The following is a 16,814-nucleotide window of genomic DNA, read 5'->3' as shown; positions in this document are numbered from 1 at the left end:
AGGATTTTAATATACCGACCAAATATATCTTTCACTTTTTCCTAATATTTTTGAAACTTTTTCCTAACTCGCTGATTTGTAAATGTGTTGTAGAACATAAAACAGAACAGGGAACAGGCTGATGAAAGGAAGGGACACATTATAATATATGCGCACGTGCGTGCGGGCACGTAGGCGGACGCGTGTACAAGCGCACACGTGTATACATAACACGTATATATTCACAGAACCTTAAACACTCACGCTTTCATATAAGCCTCAAATGGTTTATTGAAAAACAAGGAAGAACAGTTCTGAAATAACGGAAAGGTAAACGCTGGCGTCAACGGAAGTAAGAAACAAAAATATAAAGAACTATTCGTACCACGGCAGTGGTACTTAATTACCTCACCTGTGTTCTTTGCATACAACAGCCGTGGTACGAAAAGAACACGGGCGGGGTAAGATTAGTTTGCCGTATATCCATCTCCTTCAAAGAGCTGCATGGCATGTACAGTCAGGCATGGCCTTTCCTTGCTTAGAGCCGTGACGAGACTTGACCTATAAGCTCTATCAACAGACCAGATCACTCGTGCGGCCGGACATCATTGAGTCATGCAGAATGCCAATCACTATAAAACCTCAGATTCCATGCCTATACGCCAGTGGCCTGTATCAACGGCCGGGTGTTGTATAAGTTAAAGGGGAAACGGGTATTATGTTAAATGTTAACGAAAATATCACGCAGCTAAAGCATGTTATAAAAAGAAAGGATTGCTCCCAAAAGTTTGGAGAATACGGACAAAGAAGTATCTTTGCAGTGTGTTTTTCATAGTATTAGATTTAAGGTTAACAAAAAAGATTGGCTGTCTGGGAGAGATAGCCTTTTTTTATGAGAAAAAGATTTTAATGCTTATATATGTCACTACACAAAATTCCACCTCATGGAGTTCGGTTGAAACCTTATCTCAAAAGACTTCTGAAAAGTTTTTGCAGATCAAACTAAAAGCAATGATGTTTTCAGCCATTCATACATCAATAAAACCGCTCTTTGCCAATTCTATATAACTACTGCTCCTTAGCTTCTTCCTGCGGAATACGTACCGACGTATAGAGTTCAAGGATAGCAGCAATAGTCAGCGAAACAATCCATTCATTACCATGCGTAAAGAACATAAAAGCTCCGGTAAGCACCAAGAGCAACGCACCGAATATCTGCTGGCGCCGCAGACGTTTGATAGTGGGACTTTTGCATTTTGAAGGTGAATTTATTTGCGCTAAAGCAACAAATGTCGCACCTATCGTATATATATAAGGCGAGAGTTGCCATCCGGTGACATAAACGGCAGCGCCTATCAGAAGCATTACAGCTCCTACTGCAAAAAGGGCGGGTATCAGTTGTTTCATTCTTCTATATCATCTTGAAATACATAAATATCTTCGTTGGGCTTCTTCATCAGATACTTTTCACAGGCTATTTTCTCGATAGCGCCGGAGTCGACGGCAAGCTCATTCAGGCGACGGGTATTCTCCTCATATTCCGTACGATACCTGTCTATCTCTCCGCGTAAGCGCGTTTCCTCGCGGTAATAACCGAGACGGCGCACAATACTGTTCTCATCCAGAAAACCGACAAGCACGACAAACAGCACAAACGTTATCAGATATTTACGTCTGCGGACAAACAACCAGAGGGAAGCAAGTTTATCCATGTAATTCAGTTATTGTTTCTTTGAGTACAAAGATAAGACGAATAACTGAGAAATTTCTTTTTTTTGCGTACATTTGCACAAAAGCTGAGACAAGCCACGCTGTCTTTGTGCTCTATATTAGTGATAAGAACACCCTGAATATGGAAAATTATATCGTATCGGCACGAAAATACCGCCCCTCGACCTTTGAGTCGGTAGTGGGGCAACGCGCGTTGACTACCACTTTAAAGAATGCCATCGCCACAGGCAAACTGGCGCACGCCTATCTTTTCTGCGGTCCGCGTGGCGTTGGAAAGACTACTTGCGCACGTATTTTTGCCAAAACCATAAACTGCATGGCTCCCACGGCAGAGGGAGAAGCCTGTAACCAATGCGAATCGTGTACAGCTTTCAATGAACAGCGTTCGTACAACATTCATGAATTGGATGCCGCATCCAACAACTCCGTGGACGACATCCGCCAACTGGTAGAGCAGGTACGTATCCCGCCTCAGATAGGTAAATACAAGGTATATATCATTGACGAGGTACATATGCTGTCGGCTTCCGCTTTCAATGCTTTCCTGAAAACGCTGGAAGAGCCGCCCCGTCATGCCATATTCATTCTTGCCACCACCGAAAAACATAAGATACTGCCTACCATCCTTTCTCGCTGTCAGATATACGACTTCAACCGTATCGGTGTGGAAGATACCGTAGCTCACTTGGCCTATGTAGCCTCTAAAGAGGGAATTACCGCCGAACCGGAAGCTCTGAACGTCATTGCGCTGAAAGCTGACGGCGGTATGCGTGACGCCTTGTCCATCTTCGACCAGGTAGTAAGTTTTACCGGCGGACACATCACTTACCAAAGCGTAATCGAGAATTTGAATGTGCTGGATTACGAATACTACTTCAAACTGACCGACCATTTTCTTGAAAATAAAGTCAGTGACGCCCTGCTGCTGCTGAACGATGTGCTGAACAAAGGATTTGACGGCAGTCATTTCATTACCGGCCTGTCCTCACATTTCCGCGATTTGCTGGTAAGCAAAGATCCGGCAACCCTGCCCCTGCTCGAAGTAGGGGCAAGTATCCGGCAACGCTACCAAACGCAGGCGCAAAAATGCCCGTTGCCTTTCCTGTACCGTGCCATGAAACTGTGTAACGATTGCGACTTGAACTATCGTGCCAGCAAGAACAAGCGGCTGCTGGTAGAGCTGACCTTAATACAAGTAGCTCAAATCACAGCCGAAGGAGACGATGTTGCCAATGGGCGTAGCCCTAAACAAGCCATAAAACCCATATTTACGCAGCCTGCCGCCACACAACAGCCACAGGCAGCTCCCGCTACGCCCCAACCGCAGGTATCCGCCACTGCGAAACCGCAAGCCGCCCCCACTGCAGCCCCTCCTGCCAATGCCACTGCTACACCGGTAAATACGGCTTCGCACGCCACTCCTACCGCCATTTTACTGGCACAAGGAAAAGAAGAAAAGAAGATTCCGGTAGTAAAAATGTCCGGTCTCGGCGTATCCATTAAACGGCCGAAAGCGGAAGAAGAGGCAAAGAACACGGCTCCAACCCCTGCCGCACAGCAAACAGCGCAACCGGAAGAAGACTATATCTTCAATGAAAGAGATGTAAATTACTACTGGCAAGAATACGCCGGACGCATGCCCAAAGAGCAAGTAGCCATCGCCAAACGTATGCAGAATATGCATGTCACCCTGCTGAACACCACCACGTTCGAAGCCGTCGTGGATAATGAAATCGTTGCAAAAGAGTTTACTTCGATGATTCCCCGGCTGCAAGAGTACCTGCGTATCCGTTTGAAAAACCGTAAGGTAACCATGACTGTACGTATCAGCGCCCCCGCCGAGAAGGTTCGCGCATACGGCCGTGTCGAAAAATTTCAAATGATGGCGCAAAAGAACGACGCCCTGCTGCAATTGAAAGACGAATTCGGATTGGAGCTTTACTAAATCGTCCGGACAAGGAGAGGCCATATTCATCCGTTTGTTACCGAACATATTGAAAATAAAATCATTATATTTTATTTTGTATATCATGTTTTATGTTTATTTTTGCCAATAATAGACAAAGAAGACAAACAAAACAAACGATGAGAAAAAGTGCCGCCATATTGATAGGGCTATGGGTAATATGTATGACATGTGCTACCTCAATATGCGCCGCAACCGCTCCCAACAAATTGGATACGTTGAAAATTTTTATCCAAAAGAAGATACTTTACGACGAATACGTATCGGTGGATAGCGTCATCTGCTGGAGTGAAAACATTCTGCCGGACCTCAAAGCAGACAACCGCAATAAAGAAACCTACTTCTTATTACAGCTACAACTTGCCAACGCCTATACACTGCGGGGAGATATCAGCCTTGCCATAGACCGGGCACGGCTGATGTACGAAGAAGCCAAAGAAACCGGATACGATTTCGGCATGGTAGTTGCCAACCAAGCTATCGGCGACGCTTACACCATAGCCAGTCAATACGATAAAGCATCGGAGGCGTATCAAAACGCTTTAAAGGAATTAAGCCTTATCTCTCCGCAACATCCCTACCGTACGCAACTTTTACTAAAAGCATCCAATACTTTACAGCGCAAAGGCCGACTGGAAAAAGCAAGGAGAGTATTAAACGATATAGATAAAGCCCTTCTGCAACAACCGGATTATGCCACCGGCTTCTTCGCCGCCATCGAAAAAGCCAACTATGCCATCTCACACGGACATCTTTCAAAGACTTACCTTAAAGAAACCGCCAAGTACCTGCAAGATATGGATTCTATCTATCGGCTGTATCCCGAGAAGTTTTACTATTTTCATCTGAAGTATACCGCTGCCGCCTACTACCGTGCCATGGGTAACTGGGATAAAGCTTATTGGGACAAGGCCTTGAAACTGTACGAGGAACTGAAACAGGAATATTCAGTCAACAAACGGTCGGCTTATTACCGATGGATTACACAGGAAACAATATATCTATATAAGATACAAGGAAAAGCAATGGACGCCTGCCGGTTGTATCAAGAATTATATCCCACGGTCGACACGCTCACCGCCGAAGGTTACGCACGGCAAATCGGTATCCTGCGTGCCAAATACCAGATAGACCAAATGGAGCTGGCCAATAAAGAAGAGCACAGCAAGCTTATCACCGGCATATTGACAGGCAGTATCCTGCTACTCCTCATGTTTATCGTTATAACTATCGTGCTCAGAAGGCAGCGTCAGAAGATAACCCTATCCACCCAAAGATTGGAGCGCCTGCGTACCGATGCCGAAAACGCCACATCCGCCAAAAGCATATTCCTTTCGAATATGAGCCATGAAATACGTACGCCGCTCAATGCCCTCTCCGGTTTTTCGTCCCTACTGACAGAAGAAGGGCTGGATGACGACACACGTCGCCAATGCAATGAAGTAATCCTGCAAAACTCCGAGTTATTACTAAAGCTCATCAACGATGTGATAGACCTGTCGAGCCTTGAATTCGGGAAAATACAATTCAGCATTGGCCGGTATGATGTCGTCAGCATCTGCAGGAATGTAGCCGATACCGTCAGTAAGATTAAACAGACCCAGGCAGAAATATGCTTCACGACGGAGCTGGAAAGCATGGAAATAGAAACGGACGACTCGCGCCTGCAACAAGTCTTGATAAACTTGCTGATTAACGCCACCAAATTTACACCGCAAGGCAGTATTACCCTGGAACTTAAAAAACAGTCGGAACAAGAGTTGCTCTTTTCCGTGACAGATACGGGCTGCGGCATTCCCAAAGACAAACAAGCCGCTATCTTCCAGCGTTTCGAGAAACTAAACGAAAATGCTCAAGGCAGCGGATTAGGACTTTCCATCTGCCAGCTCATCATCGAACATATAGGTGGCAGAATATGGATAGACCCTGACTATACAGGCGGTTCACGGTTCTTTTTCACCCACCCCCTCCAACAGCCACAGCCGGCCAAAGGCAGAAAGGAGAGCGAAGTATGAAAAGACTGCTTATCATAACGGCCTTACTCGCTCTGCTCCTACCCGTACAAGCTGTCGGTACAGACGCGAAAAAACAGTACTCCTCGCCGCGCCGGTATCCGGCCGAAATAGAATGTGCCATAAACCGCGACATTCAGAAAGCCGACTCATTAGTAAAAGCGGGAAAACCGGACGAAGCGCTCACATTCTACAAAAAGAGCCTCAAAAGCAAAGACTCTCTATACAATCTTATTACCACCTCGCAAATGGAAGAGATACTCTCTCTTTACAATATGGACAAGCTCACGCTGCAAAAAGAGCAAAGGCGCAATATGTTCCACCAAATCTGCTTATCCATATCCGTTATCATCATTTTTGCATTGTTGCTTTTCAACATCCACATATACCGGAGCCGGAAACGCCTGCAAAAAGATGAAAAGGAAATGAGAAGATTAACCGCCATTGCCGAAGAAGCGAATGAGATAAAAAGCCGTTTCCTGACAACTATGAGTTATAACATACGCATTCCTCTTAACAACGTAGTAGGATTTTCACAACTCATGACCGAGGACGCCAACCTGAGTGAAGACGAGAAAAGAGAATACTCCGGTATCATCCAAAGTAATTCGGCGGAACTCATCCGGCTTGTCAACAATGTACTGGACCTCTCACGTTTGGAAGCCAACATGATGAAGTTTCAGTTACAGAACTGCAACGTACAAGAGTGGTGCAACGAACTCCCCTGCCTGGTACAGATGCGAAGCGAAGGAAGCATACATTTGGAGTTGGTGGCAGATACCGGCAATGCAATCATCCATACCGACGTCAGCCGCCTCACGCAACTGGTTTCCGGCATGCTGCTATACCCTGTCGAATGCAAGAGAACAAGGATAGTGAACATGCAACTGACTTACAATCCGGAAACACAGTCAATAAACTGCCGGATAGAGAACAGCCCGCTCACCGATCCCGCATTTTCTTCACAAAAGGAATCCATATCGCACAGAATCAATCTACTGTTTTTCGAGCACTTCAACGGCAGCTATCGTGTAGAGAAAAGCGGTGACAATCCAATCATATATTTCACATATCCCACGCTTACTACCTGATTATATGCACGTTTGTCCCTGCCGCTATTTAGACAGGGTACAAATTAAACGTTTTTAATCAAGATTGATAGCAAGTATTGAAGAAAACAGCTATTTTTGCCGAACCAATTAGTACTAATAATTAAAAAATTAAAGAAAATGGCTTACGTAATTAGTGACGATTGTATTGCTTGCGGAACTTGTATCGACGAGTGTCCGGTAGGCGCTATCTCTGAAGGCGATATCTATTCTATCGATCCTGAAACTTGTACTGAATGCGGTACTTGTGCAGATGTTTGCCCTTCTGAAGCAATTCATCCGGGAGAATAATACAATCCTAAGAAAAAGAAGAAAGGCTCGGTTTCAATGAAACCGGGCCTTTTTATTTCAGTACCAAGAAGTATATATCGCAACTCACCCCAGACTACACAGACCTTCCATCCATACGCCTGCGGTGAGTTCCCGCCATCCAAAGATTATGCAAGCTTTGACAATGCTTCCTTGATGCGGCTGATAGCTTCCACAATATTCTCATCGCTGGTAGCATAGCTCATACGAATACATTCGGGAGCGCCAAATGACGTACCGCCTACGCAAGCCACGTGAGCTACTTCCAGTAAGTACATGGCCAAATCATCGGAGTTTTCAATCTTACGGTCGCCGGCGGACTTACCGAAGAACGAGCTGCATTTCGGGAACAGGTAGAAAGCGCCTTCCGGTACGTTTACTTCGAATCCCGGCACTTCCTTAGCCAGTTTCACAATAAGGTCGCGGCGACGTTCAAAAGCCTTACGCATTTCTTCCACCGGAGCTTGCGTTCCCGTATAAGCGGCTTCCGCAGCTTTCTGAGATACGGAACACGGGCCTGATGTATACTGTCCCTGCAATTTGTTGCAAGCCTTTACAATCCATTCCGGTCCGGCAATGAAACCGATACGCCAGCCCGTCATGGCATAAGCCTTGGAAACGCCGTTTACAATCACGGTACGCTCTTTCATTTCAGGGAACTGTGCGATGCTTTGGTGCTTACCGATGTAGTTGATATGTTCATAGATTTCATCGGCAATGACAACTACCTGAGGATGCTTGGCCAACACAGCGGCCAGTCCGGCCAACTCTTCCTTGCTATATACAGAACCGGTAGGGTTGGAAGGAGAACAAAGAATCAAAGCTTTGGTCTTCGGCGTAATGGCGGCTTCCAACTGGGCGGGGGTAATCTTGAAGTCCTGCTCGATACCTGCTGTAACAATCACCGGATTGCCTTCCGCCAGCTTCACCATTTCAGGATAGCTCACCCAATACGGTGCAGGCACAATCACTTCATCACCCGGGTTCACCAATACCAAGATTGCATTGCAAACCGATTGCTTGGCTCCGTTGGCACAAGAAATTTGTACAGCCGTATATTCCAGACCGTTCTCTTTTTTCAATTTCTCTACGATAGCATTACGCAAGGCCGGATACCCCGGAACGGGAGAATAGCGAGAGAAGTTATCGTCTATCGCCTTTTTGGCAGCCTCTTTAATGTGGTCGGGAGTATTAAAATCAGGTTCTCCGACACTCAAGTTAATTACATCTACGCCTTGAGCTTTCAGCTCTGCGCTTTTCTGAGACATAGCCAGCGTCGCAGAGGGCGACAAGCTGTTCAAACGATCTGATAATTGGTTCATCTTGTTTCTATTTAATGGTTGTTATGCAAATCCGGTTGCAAAATAAGCGATTTTCTTTGATATAATAAAACAAAAAGACAGTTACTTATTAAAATGAAGAGTATGCCCCATACGTTCCTTCTTTGTACGCAGGTAACGTTCGTTATACTGGTTCGGGTTGGTTTCCACCGGCACATTCTCCACAATCTCCAGGCCATAAGCTTCCAAGCCTACGCGTTTCACCGGGTTGTTTGTAAGCAGACGCATCTTATGCACACCCAGCTCGCGCAAAATCTGAGCACCCACACCGTAATCGCGTTCATCAGCCAGATGTCCGAGACAAATGTTGGCATCCACCGTATCCATGCCGTCTTCCTGAAGTTTGTATGCTCTCATCTTTTCCATCAGACCAATACCACGGCCTTCCTGATTGAGGTATACGATAGCTCCCTTACCGGCTTTCTCTATCATCTCCATCGCCTTGTGCAACTGCTCGCCGCAATCGCAACGCATGGAGCCGAATATATCTCCCGTGGCGCAAGAGGAGTGTACACGCACCAGTACAGGTTCATCTGGCGCCCAAGTACCCTTGAACAAAGCCACGTGCTCCAAGCCGTTGGACTTCTGACGGAAAGGAATCAGACGGAAATGTCCGTGCTCTGTCGGCATATCCACCTCCACACCTTTCTCCACGATAGATTCCTGCTGCAAGCGATAGGCTATCATATCGCGGATAGAAATCAGTTTCAAATTGAATTCGTCCGCCATTTTACGCAATTCGGGCAGACGCGCCATCGTGCCGTCTTCGTTCATAATCTCCATGAGCGCACCGGCAGGATAGAAACCGGACAAGCGGCACATATCAATCGTAGCTTCGGTATGACCGGCACGGCGCAACACGCCTTTCTCCTGTGCGTACAGCGGATTGATGTGTCCGGGACGGCCGAATGTGGCCGGAGTAGAAGCAGGGTCGGCCAACGCCTGAATGGTTGCGGCACGGTCGGCGGCAGAAACACCGGTCGTACAACCTTCCAGCTTATCGATTGTTACCGTAAAAGGAGTACCCAATACAGAGGTATTATCGGACACCTGATGAGGTAAATCCAGTTCTTTGCAACGCGACACCGTAATCGGAGCACACAATACCCCGCGCGCGTGTTTCAGCATGAAGTTCACCTTTTCCGGCGTTATCTTTTCGGCTGCGATAATCAGGTCGCCCTCATTTTCACGATCTTCATCATCGACTACAATCACGAAATTACCGGCCTTGAAATCCTCAATGGCCTCTTCTATCGTATTCAACTTTACTTTTTCCATATATTTCATTCTTTATTATTTATTCTGATTGACTTTTATGATATTCCGTATCTCTTCGTTTGTGCGGATAATCCGCTCCATATCCTTGTTCAACCGGATGCGGAATGCCCAGATACGGAAATAGAAAAACAAGCCGACAGGCACTATCACTCCACACAACATATTCAGCCAGTAATTACGGAAAGGACGCACATGGGCGTGAACGGCTATGACAGGATAATTATTCAATGCCGTCAGCAACGGTATAGACCTTGTATTGGACATCTCGTCTATCAAAGCCTCCATCCGGTCGTTGAGCTCCGCCACTTCCTCGTCATACGGTGTATCGTTCATCCACAGCCTGAAATAATTGGGCGCACGCATCAGAGCTTTCTTTTCGGCATACGCGCGACAATCCGCCGACAGTTGTTGAAGTTCTCCCGGCAGACGGGCATAATCCGGGTCGTGAATAATCACTTCCTTCCTGAACAGGTGGCGGACACTGCGGATACCCGCTATCTTCTTAAACCAGTTGACATAAGCATCGGCATTCAGCACCACCGAGTCGTTATTGGATTTATAAGTAAGGAATGCACCCAGCGGCGCCAGCACAGCCGTACTGGTCCACATGCCCATCCATACAATCCATTTGCCGTCACGCGCCATCTTATAGCCCGTATTATTGATGATGTAATAGATGATGAAAATAAGCACGGACACCACCACAGGCATACCCAAACCGCCTTTACGGATGATACCGCCCAACGGCGCACCGATAAAGAAGAAAATAAGGCACGCTAACGAAAGCGTCAGTTTCTCGTGCCAGGACGTCATGTGACGTCTCAAGCTGGTTTCCGTCTGCGATATATTGAAGCCCTTGAAGCTCCAATCGCTCGCCGCGCTTTCCGCACGGCTGACAGCCGTAGACATAATCTTCTGCTTCTGCATCAAAGTAGCCGCATTGAACAGACTGTCCACATCGTAATTGCCCAAGCGGGCAGATTCTATCTTCATCGTATCCGTCTTGCTCAAGGTATTGGTAGTGGCTTTGTAAGTACTTGCCATAGCCTCTTTATAGTAAGACCGCCCCACACTGTCGTTCTGTACTTTCATGGAGTCGATGCCGGCCTGCAACATTCTCATATCCTTACTATTGGACTGATTGCTCATAAATCCGGCGTCCACCATATTGAAATCCGAGTTGAATTCTATAATCGCATGCTTCTCCACGAACGCTTCCCGACGATAGGGCACATTCTTCTGGTTCATATTCTGCGACTTCAGATTTTCAAACTGCTCACCGCTGTAAAGGTGCAGATAAAGGTGCTGTTTGTCGGCCGTCATTTCCAGTCTGCCGGAGTCCGACTTGATTATCTGCGCATTCTCAAATCCTTTCTCGAAATTATAAATCAGCACATCGTACAGCATACCCGTCTTACGGTTCTTATGCTTTACGTAAAGGTTGTAGCCGTCTATCTCGTCATAAAACACCCCTTCGGGAATATCCACTTCGGGCGACTTCTGCTTCATGGAAATCAGCAGCGTCCATAACTTGGTCTGCGCCTTAGGGCCGATAACGTTCTGAAAATAAAAAGAAACACAACAAATGATGGATATGAAAATTATCAGCGGACGCATAATCTTCAACAGAGAGATACCTGCCGCTTTCATGGCAAGCAATTCAAAACGTTCTCCGAAATTTCCAAAAGTGATGAGAGCCGCCAGCAATATCGCCAAAGGCAACGAGGCCGGCACCAACGTCAGCGCCGAATAGAAAAAGAACTGGGCAAGAACGTTCATCTCCAATCCTTTTCCCACCATTTCGTCTACATATTTCCACAGAAACTGCATCATGAAGATGAAAAGGCAGATGAAGAAAGTGCCCATAAAGAGCATGCAAAAGCTCTTTAATATAAATATATCTAACTTTTTTATGCGCAGCATTTTACTTGTTTCATGCAATGAACGCACAAAAGTAGCACAAAAAAGGGAGTACGGGAAATTTTTAATTGAAAGTTAACTAAAAACCACATGTTCTACGCAAAGTATCTACCTGGGATTCCCACAATTCACGTAAATCGTTTGCTTCGTCTGCGTTGGTGAAGTCAGTTATTTCAAGTACAAAATCATTGGTTAACTCGTTGTTTGTCATTTTTAATTCAAAATACTCACGCGGGTTTTCATCATCGAGCCAGCGGAAGCGGATGAATGAGTATGCCCGCACGGCAATAATCTCGGCATCGCGCCTTTCTGTTTTCCCCCAGAAGAAGGAGACGGTCTTATCGTCCGATTGAACCCTGTCCGCAAACCATCCCTCCAAACCGGTAGGAGTACTTATTGCTGTCCAAAGAATACTTTTAGAAGTCGCATTCAAGAGATATTCCAAATGTATTTTTTTTCTTTCCATAGTCTATTCTGCTTTTTATTGCGCCAGCCAAGATAAATACTTTTTTCTAATTAGAAAAAATAATTCATTAATTTTATTCGGCTTTACTTTAGCGCAACCGGCTAAAGTACTGATAATGTTATATTATATCATCGGAAGAAAAGAAAGAAATAGTTTTTCTTTATCCTAATGATAAAATAAATAACAGAAAATACGTCCAAAAGTTTTGGCAGTTTAAATAAAAGCTATATCTTTGCACCCGCAATCGAGAAATGATGGCGGGATAGCTCAGCTGGTTAGAGCGCATGATTCATAATCATGAGGTCCCCGGTTCAATCCCGGGTCCCGCTACAAGATGAGTATTGAGACTGTTGAGAGGCTTCCACTCTTGGCGGTCTTTTTTGTTTTCAGTATCCGCGGTTCGTACCGGCACCGGCCGGAGCGACCGAACTTTCCGATAACTCCGTTTTTGATATATATCCAAAAAAAATTTCAACCGTATCAAACGAGATTTATACTGCGGTGAAAAAACGGTTTCCATCCTGTGAAAGCAAGCTATCATCGTATGAACAAAATTTCCTTATCTACCCTTCACCTTTCACACTCCCCTATCCATGAGGAATAGCGGGTGAACCCTGACATTACGGACTTCCCTCCGAATCATCCCGCAAGGCGGGAATTTTCGTTCCATAAGACAAATAAATCCGCCTCACGGGATAAATAAATTTATCCCGTGAGGCGGATTTATCCATACCGTAAGACGCTTTCGCCACCAATCATGCCGCATATATATCTTTGACAGGGGTTCACCCGCTATCCCTGATGAATAAAGGTGTGGAGGGTGAAGGCAAATACTGTGCTTTGTTCCGAACCGGCAGATTACCTGGACAAGCCTTGACTATTACAGATTATCTTTCCAAATTGATATTGACAGCATTCATTCCTTTCGCCCCGCGTTCGAGGTCGAACGTAACGATATTACCTTCTTTGACTTCCGTAACAACATTGTTTACATGAAAAAAGTATTTCTCAATTCCTGCAAGGTCTTTGATAAATCCAAATCCTCTGGCTTCATTGAAGAACTCAACTCTTCCTCGCAGAATCACCGGTTCTTCATCTTCCTTTTTGGGAGTGGAAATCATTATCTCCTCTACATTAATCTCTTGCTTTTTGATATTCTCTTCGGGTGGAGTTGAAGTAATCATTCCATATTCGTCCACATAGGCAATCATGTCGTCAAAACTGCCTTTAGTAGATTTTCTGCCTTCTTTTCTCTTTAATTTCTCTTCCCGCTTAGCAAGTCTTTTCTTTTCATTTTCACGCTTTCCCGCTGTCATGGATTTTGCCATAGAACTTATATTTTTTAATTGGTGTATACTCGTCGAATAAATAATAAACTTATAAACGAACTCAGATAGCGAACTCAGCCTTACTGAGCTTCTTGCCCGTCAGCTTTTGAATATCGCTGACCAATTTACGCTCTTCCTGCGAGCAAAAAGTCAGCGCCGTTCCTGAGTTACCGGCTCTGCCGGTACGTCCGATACGATGCACATACGTTTCGGGCACATCGGGAAGGTCATAGTTAATGACCAACGGCAATTCGTTGATATCAATACCCCTGGCCGCAATATCGGTGGCTATCATTACACGTATCTTACCCGTTTTGAAGTTTTCCAATGCGGATTGCCTTGCATTCTGGCTTTTGTTTCCATGAATGGCCTGACTGCCGATACCCGCTTTGCTTAATACGCGGACAATTCTGTCCGCATTGTGCTTGGTACGTGAGAAAACAAGTACCGACTGTCCTTCCGCTTTATGCAAAATGGAAATCAACAGTTTGCTTTTTTCTTTCTTCTCCACAAAGTAGACGGTCTGTTCGATGGTATCCACCGTAGACGATTTTGGGGTTATGGCAATCTTTACCGGTTGCTTCAGCAGTGAGTTCGTCAAAGCGATTATCGTATCGGGCATGGTAGCCGAGAAGAATAAGGTTTGCTTTTCTTTAGGGAGTTTCGGCAACAGACGTTTGATGTCATGGATAAATCCCATGTCGAGCATGCGGTCGGCCTCATCCAATACGAAGTGCCGTACACTATCCAGACGGATATATCCCTGGTTCATCAAATCCAGCAGGCGTCCCGGAGTGGCAACCAATATGTCGACTCCTTTGTGCAGCATATTTACCTGCGCACGCTGGTTTACTCCTCCGAAGATAACTCCATGACGGACTTGCGTATATTTGGCGTAGTCGTCTATGCACTCGCTAATCTGTAACGCCAGTTCGCGGGTAGGCGTCAGTATCAAGGCTTTGATACTCTTATCCCGTTCTTTTCCGGCCTGCAGATGCTGAATAATGGGAATGGCGAATGCGGCGGTCTTTCCTGTTCCGGTCTGCGCACAGCCTAATATATCTTTTCCCGTTAAGGCGGCGGGGATTGCTTTTACTTGTATAGGGGTAGGACTGGTATATCCTTTTTCTTCAATTGCTTTTAAAATCGGTTCGGTTATATTTAAATCTTTAAATGTCATATATATATATATTGTTTTATGAGCGTGCCAAAACATTAGCACAGGTATAATGGGAGCACGCTTCACTCAAGTGGCCCATACAAAAAGTCTGATAAATCTTTGTAGAATGAAAAGTGCAGGTGGTGGAGCGGAACGCTTCCGCTAAATAAAAAAAGACGGAATTTGTTTATGAAAGGCAGGAAATCGGGTTTCCTGCCTTTATTCTGATATTAGTATCTTCTGGAGTTGTTATAACCGCCATGAGGTCTACTGTTTGAGGGTCTTTCCTCACGAGGGCGCGCAACGCTTACAGAGATAACTTTGCTGTCATATTCTACGCCGTTCAATTCGTCAATAGCTTTCTGTCCTTCTGTGTCATTGTTCATCTCCACAAACGCAAATCCTCTGGATCTACCGGTTTCTCTGTCGAGAATAACTTTAGCTGAAGAAACTTCTCCAAACTCTGCAAATAAATTTGTCAAGTCGGCATTATTAACGCCATAACTTAAACCTGAAATGTAAATGTTCATTCTAAAAATGTTATAAAATAAATAATAAATTGGAGTGAGGAGGATAATTAAAGGAGAGGACTGCTTACTAATAATATATTAAAAGAAGAACTATACGATAATGATTCGTAACTCAAACTCTGGGGACAAAGGTAGTATAATAAAGTTGATAAATACGTTTCTTCCCGTTTTTTTTCATAAGAAAGACGATTATTATCATTTATTAAGTACATGCGGAAATTTAAAACAGTCGTTTTTTGCCTGTTTTCTTCCTTTAAAGAGCTAAGAAAAAGGAAAATATGAACATAAGCAGTCTATATATGGATAGCATTCTTCCATGATAAGCCGCTAACTTTGCACAAATTATTGGTGATTATTATGAAAAAGCTACTATTCATTTTTTCCTTTCTTTGTTTGCCGGCCGCCGCAGGACACGCCCAAAAGACCTTGACACTGAAAGATTGCCTCGAAACAGGTATCGAGAACAACCTGTCTTTGGAAAGCAAACGCAAGGAAATACGGAAAAGCAAATACGGGATTTCCGAAAACCGTGCAAGGCTGTTACCTCAAATCAACGGGTTCGCCAACTATAATGATAATATAGACCCGCCCGTATCCGTTACCGACGGCTCCGCCTACGGAAACCCGTATAACATAACCCGGACCTTGCGCTACAACGCCAACGCAGGTTTGCAATTGCAGATGCCTCTTTATAATCAGACGCTTTATACCACCGTATCCATTGCAAAAGTCATGGATGAGATAAACCGTCTTTCTTACGAGAAAGCGCGGGAAGACCTCATTCTGGAGATATGCAAGATGTACTATCTGGGACAGACCACTGCCGAACAAATCACTTTGATAAAAGCCAACATCACCCGGCTGGAAGAGCTGAAAGACATCACCATGGCTTTCCATGACAACGGAATGGCTATGGAAGTGGACGTAAAACGCGTCAATATCAATCTGGAAAACCTGAAAGTGCAATACGACAATGTCCGGGCAATGCAGGAGCAGCAACTGAACCTGCTGAAATATATCATGGACTATCCCGCCGATGAACAGATAGCCTTAGTGCCGGTGAACTCCGAAAACATCACCCCCGTCGCGCTGACCGGATTATCCGAAAACCTGTACGAGCTCCAACTGCTGCAATCGCAAAAGGCAGCGGCGGAACAGCAGAAAAAAATGATTGGTTATGGCTATATCCCCTCACTGAACCTGACCGGCAACTGGATGTTCTCCGCCTATACAGACAAAGCCTACCATTGGTTTCACTCCGGACCGTCCAATCACTGGTTCCGTTCCTACGGACTGGGACTGTCACTGCGCATTCCGATATTTGACGGGCTGGACAAGCGTTACAAAACCCGGAAGGCCGCCATAGATATCGAGAACATAAAGCTGGCGCAGGAAAATACCCGCAAAAGCCTGCAAACCCAGTACCTGAACGCCACCAACGACCTGATGAACAACCAACGCAACTTCAAAAAGCAGAAAGACAACTACCTGCTTGCCGAAGATGTATATACAGTCACCATGGAGCGCTATCGCGAAGGCATCGCTTCCATGACCGAGGTGCTGCAAGACGAAATGCAGATGAGCGAAGCGCAAAACAGCTACATCAGCGCCCATTACAGCTACCGGGTAACCACCTTGTTGCTGCTGAAACTGACAGGGCAAATAGATACATTAGTAAAATAACAAG

14 protein-coding genes and 1 tRNA gene are annotated in these 16,814 nt (G+C 45.3%); 6 read left to right on the top strand and 9 right to left on the bottom strand.

Going from position 1 to position 16,814, the window contains the following annotated elements; genetic code table 11:
- Window positions 1–1,047: 1,047 nt before the first annotated feature.
- Together I2F54_RS14530 and I2F54_RS14525 are read right to left on the bottom strand one after the other, a co-directional pair.
- A complete protein-coding gene (locus I2F54_RS14530; protein ID WP_009122302.1) occupies window positions 1,048–1,386 on the bottom strand; it encodes a hypothetical protein in 339 nt (112 codons plus the stop codon).
- Window positions 1,383–1,691: an FtsB family cell division protein gene (locus I2F54_RS14525; RefSeq protein ID WP_195501612.1), complete on the bottom strand. Its 309-nt coding sequence runs from the start codon at window positions 1,689–1,691 to the stop codon at window positions 1,383–1,385. The genes I2F54_RS14530 and I2F54_RS14525 overlap by 4 nt, the downstream gene beginning before the upstream one ends.
- A 140-nt stretch (window positions 1,692–1,831) precedes the next feature.
- On the opposite strand from I2F54_RS14525, the gene I2F54_RS14520 reads away from it, so the two are divergent.
- The 4 genes from I2F54_RS14520 to I2F54_RS14505 all read left to right on the top strand — a co-directional run bounded on the left by I2F54_RS14520 (window position 1,832) and on the right by I2F54_RS14505 (window position 7,088).
- Window positions 1,832–3,655: a DNA polymerase III subunit gamma/tau gene (locus I2F54_RS14520; RefSeq protein ID WP_195501610.1), complete on the top strand. Its 1,824-nt coding sequence runs from the start codon at window positions 1,832–1,834 to the stop codon at window positions 3,653–3,655.
- Window positions 3,656–3,795: 140 nt separating this feature from the next.
- Entirely contained in the window at window positions 3,796–5,691 is a 1,896-nt protein-coding gene (locus I2F54_RS14515; RefSeq protein ID WP_410518272.1) for a tetratricopeptide repeat-containing sensor histidine kinase, read from the top strand.
- Window positions 5,688–6,779, top strand: a complete 1,092-nt coding sequence (locus I2F54_RS14510; RefSeq protein ID WP_195501606.1) for a sensor histidine kinase — start codon at window positions 5,688–5,690, stop codon at window positions 6,777–6,779. Before I2F54_RS14515 ends, I2F54_RS14510 begins: the two co-directional genes overlap by 4 nt.
- A gap of 138 nt (window positions 6,780–6,917) precedes the next feature.
- Window positions 6,918–7,088, top strand: coding sequence for a DUF362 domain-containing protein (locus I2F54_RS14505; protein WP_004292360.1), 171 nt, complete (start codon window positions 6,918–6,920; stop codon window positions 7,086–7,088).
- 146 nt (window positions 7,089–7,234) lie between these two features.
- Here the strand turns inward: I2F54_RS14505 and I2F54_RS14500 are convergent, their stop codons facing one another.
- The 4 genes from I2F54_RS14500 to I2F54_RS14485 form a co-directional block, all read right to left on the bottom strand.
- Window positions 7,235–8,428, bottom strand: coding sequence for a pyridoxal phosphate-dependent aminotransferase (locus I2F54_RS14500; protein WP_195501604.1), 1,194 nt, complete (start codon window positions 8,426–8,428; stop codon window positions 7,235–7,237).
- An 81-nt stretch (window positions 8,429–8,509) separates the two neighbouring features.
- Entirely contained in the window at window positions 8,510–9,724 is a 1,215-nt protein-coding gene (locus I2F54_RS14495) for a bifunctional 3,4-dihydroxy-2-butanone-4-phosphate synthase/GTP cyclohydrolase II (RefSeq protein WP_039950901.1), read from the bottom strand.
- 15 nt (window positions 9,725–9,739) lie between these two features.
- Complete coding sequence (locus I2F54_RS14490; protein WP_039950890.1) at window positions 9,740–11,647, bottom strand: LptF/LptG family permease; 1,908 nt, start codon at window positions 11,645–11,647, stop codon at window positions 9,740–9,742.
- Between the two features lie 76 nt (window positions 11,648–11,723).
- Window positions 11,724–12,110 (bottom strand): START-like domain-containing protein, encoded by a 387-nt coding sequence (locus I2F54_RS14485; protein ID WP_022219352.1) that lies wholly within the window; start codon window positions 12,108–12,110, stop codon window positions 11,724–11,726.
- Between the two features lie 256 nt (window positions 12,111–12,366).
- Between I2F54_RS14485 and I2F54_RS14480 the strand changes: the two genes are divergently transcribed.
- Window positions 12,367–12,440: transfer RNA gene (locus tag I2F54_RS14480), tRNA-Met, on the top strand.
- A gap of 557 nt (window positions 12,441–12,997) precedes the next feature.
- Here the strand turns inward: I2F54_RS14480 and I2F54_RS14475 are convergent.
- From I2F54_RS14475 to I2F54_RS14465, 3 genes are all read right to left on the bottom strand, one after another.
- Window positions 12,998–13,438 (bottom strand): cold-shock protein, encoded by a 441-nt coding sequence (locus I2F54_RS14475; RefSeq protein WP_009122313.1) that lies wholly within the window; start codon window positions 13,436–13,438, stop codon window positions 12,998–13,000.
- A gap of 61 nt (window positions 13,439–13,499) precedes the next feature.
- Entirely contained in the window at window positions 13,500–14,618 is a 1,119-nt protein-coding gene (locus tag I2F54_RS14470; protein ID WP_009122314.1) for a DEAD/DEAH box helicase, read from the bottom strand.
- Window positions 14,619–14,827: 209 nt separating this feature from the next.
- Window positions 14,828–15,127 carry an RNA recognition motif domain-containing protein gene (locus I2F54_RS14465; protein WP_195501602.1) on the bottom strand — a complete coding sequence of 100 codons (300 nt, stop codon included), beginning with the start codon at window positions 15,125–15,127 and terminating at the stop codon, window positions 14,828–14,830.
- Window positions 15,128–15,484: 357 nt separating this feature from the next.
- On the opposite strand from I2F54_RS14465, the gene I2F54_RS14460 reads away from it, so the two are divergent.
- Window positions 15,485–16,810, top strand: coding sequence for a TolC family protein (locus I2F54_RS14460; RefSeq protein WP_195501600.1), 1,326 nt, complete (start codon window positions 15,485–15,487; stop codon window positions 16,808–16,810).
- The last annotated feature ends 4 nt before the right edge of the window (window positions 16,811–16,814 follow it).

The organism is Bacteroides clarus (assembly GCF_015555825.1).
Taxonomy (GTDB): Bacteria; Bacteroidota; Bacteroidia; order Bacteroidales; family Bacteroidaceae; genus Bacteroides; species Bacteroides clarus.
This window is presented reverse-complemented; position numbering and strand designations above follow the sequence as displayed.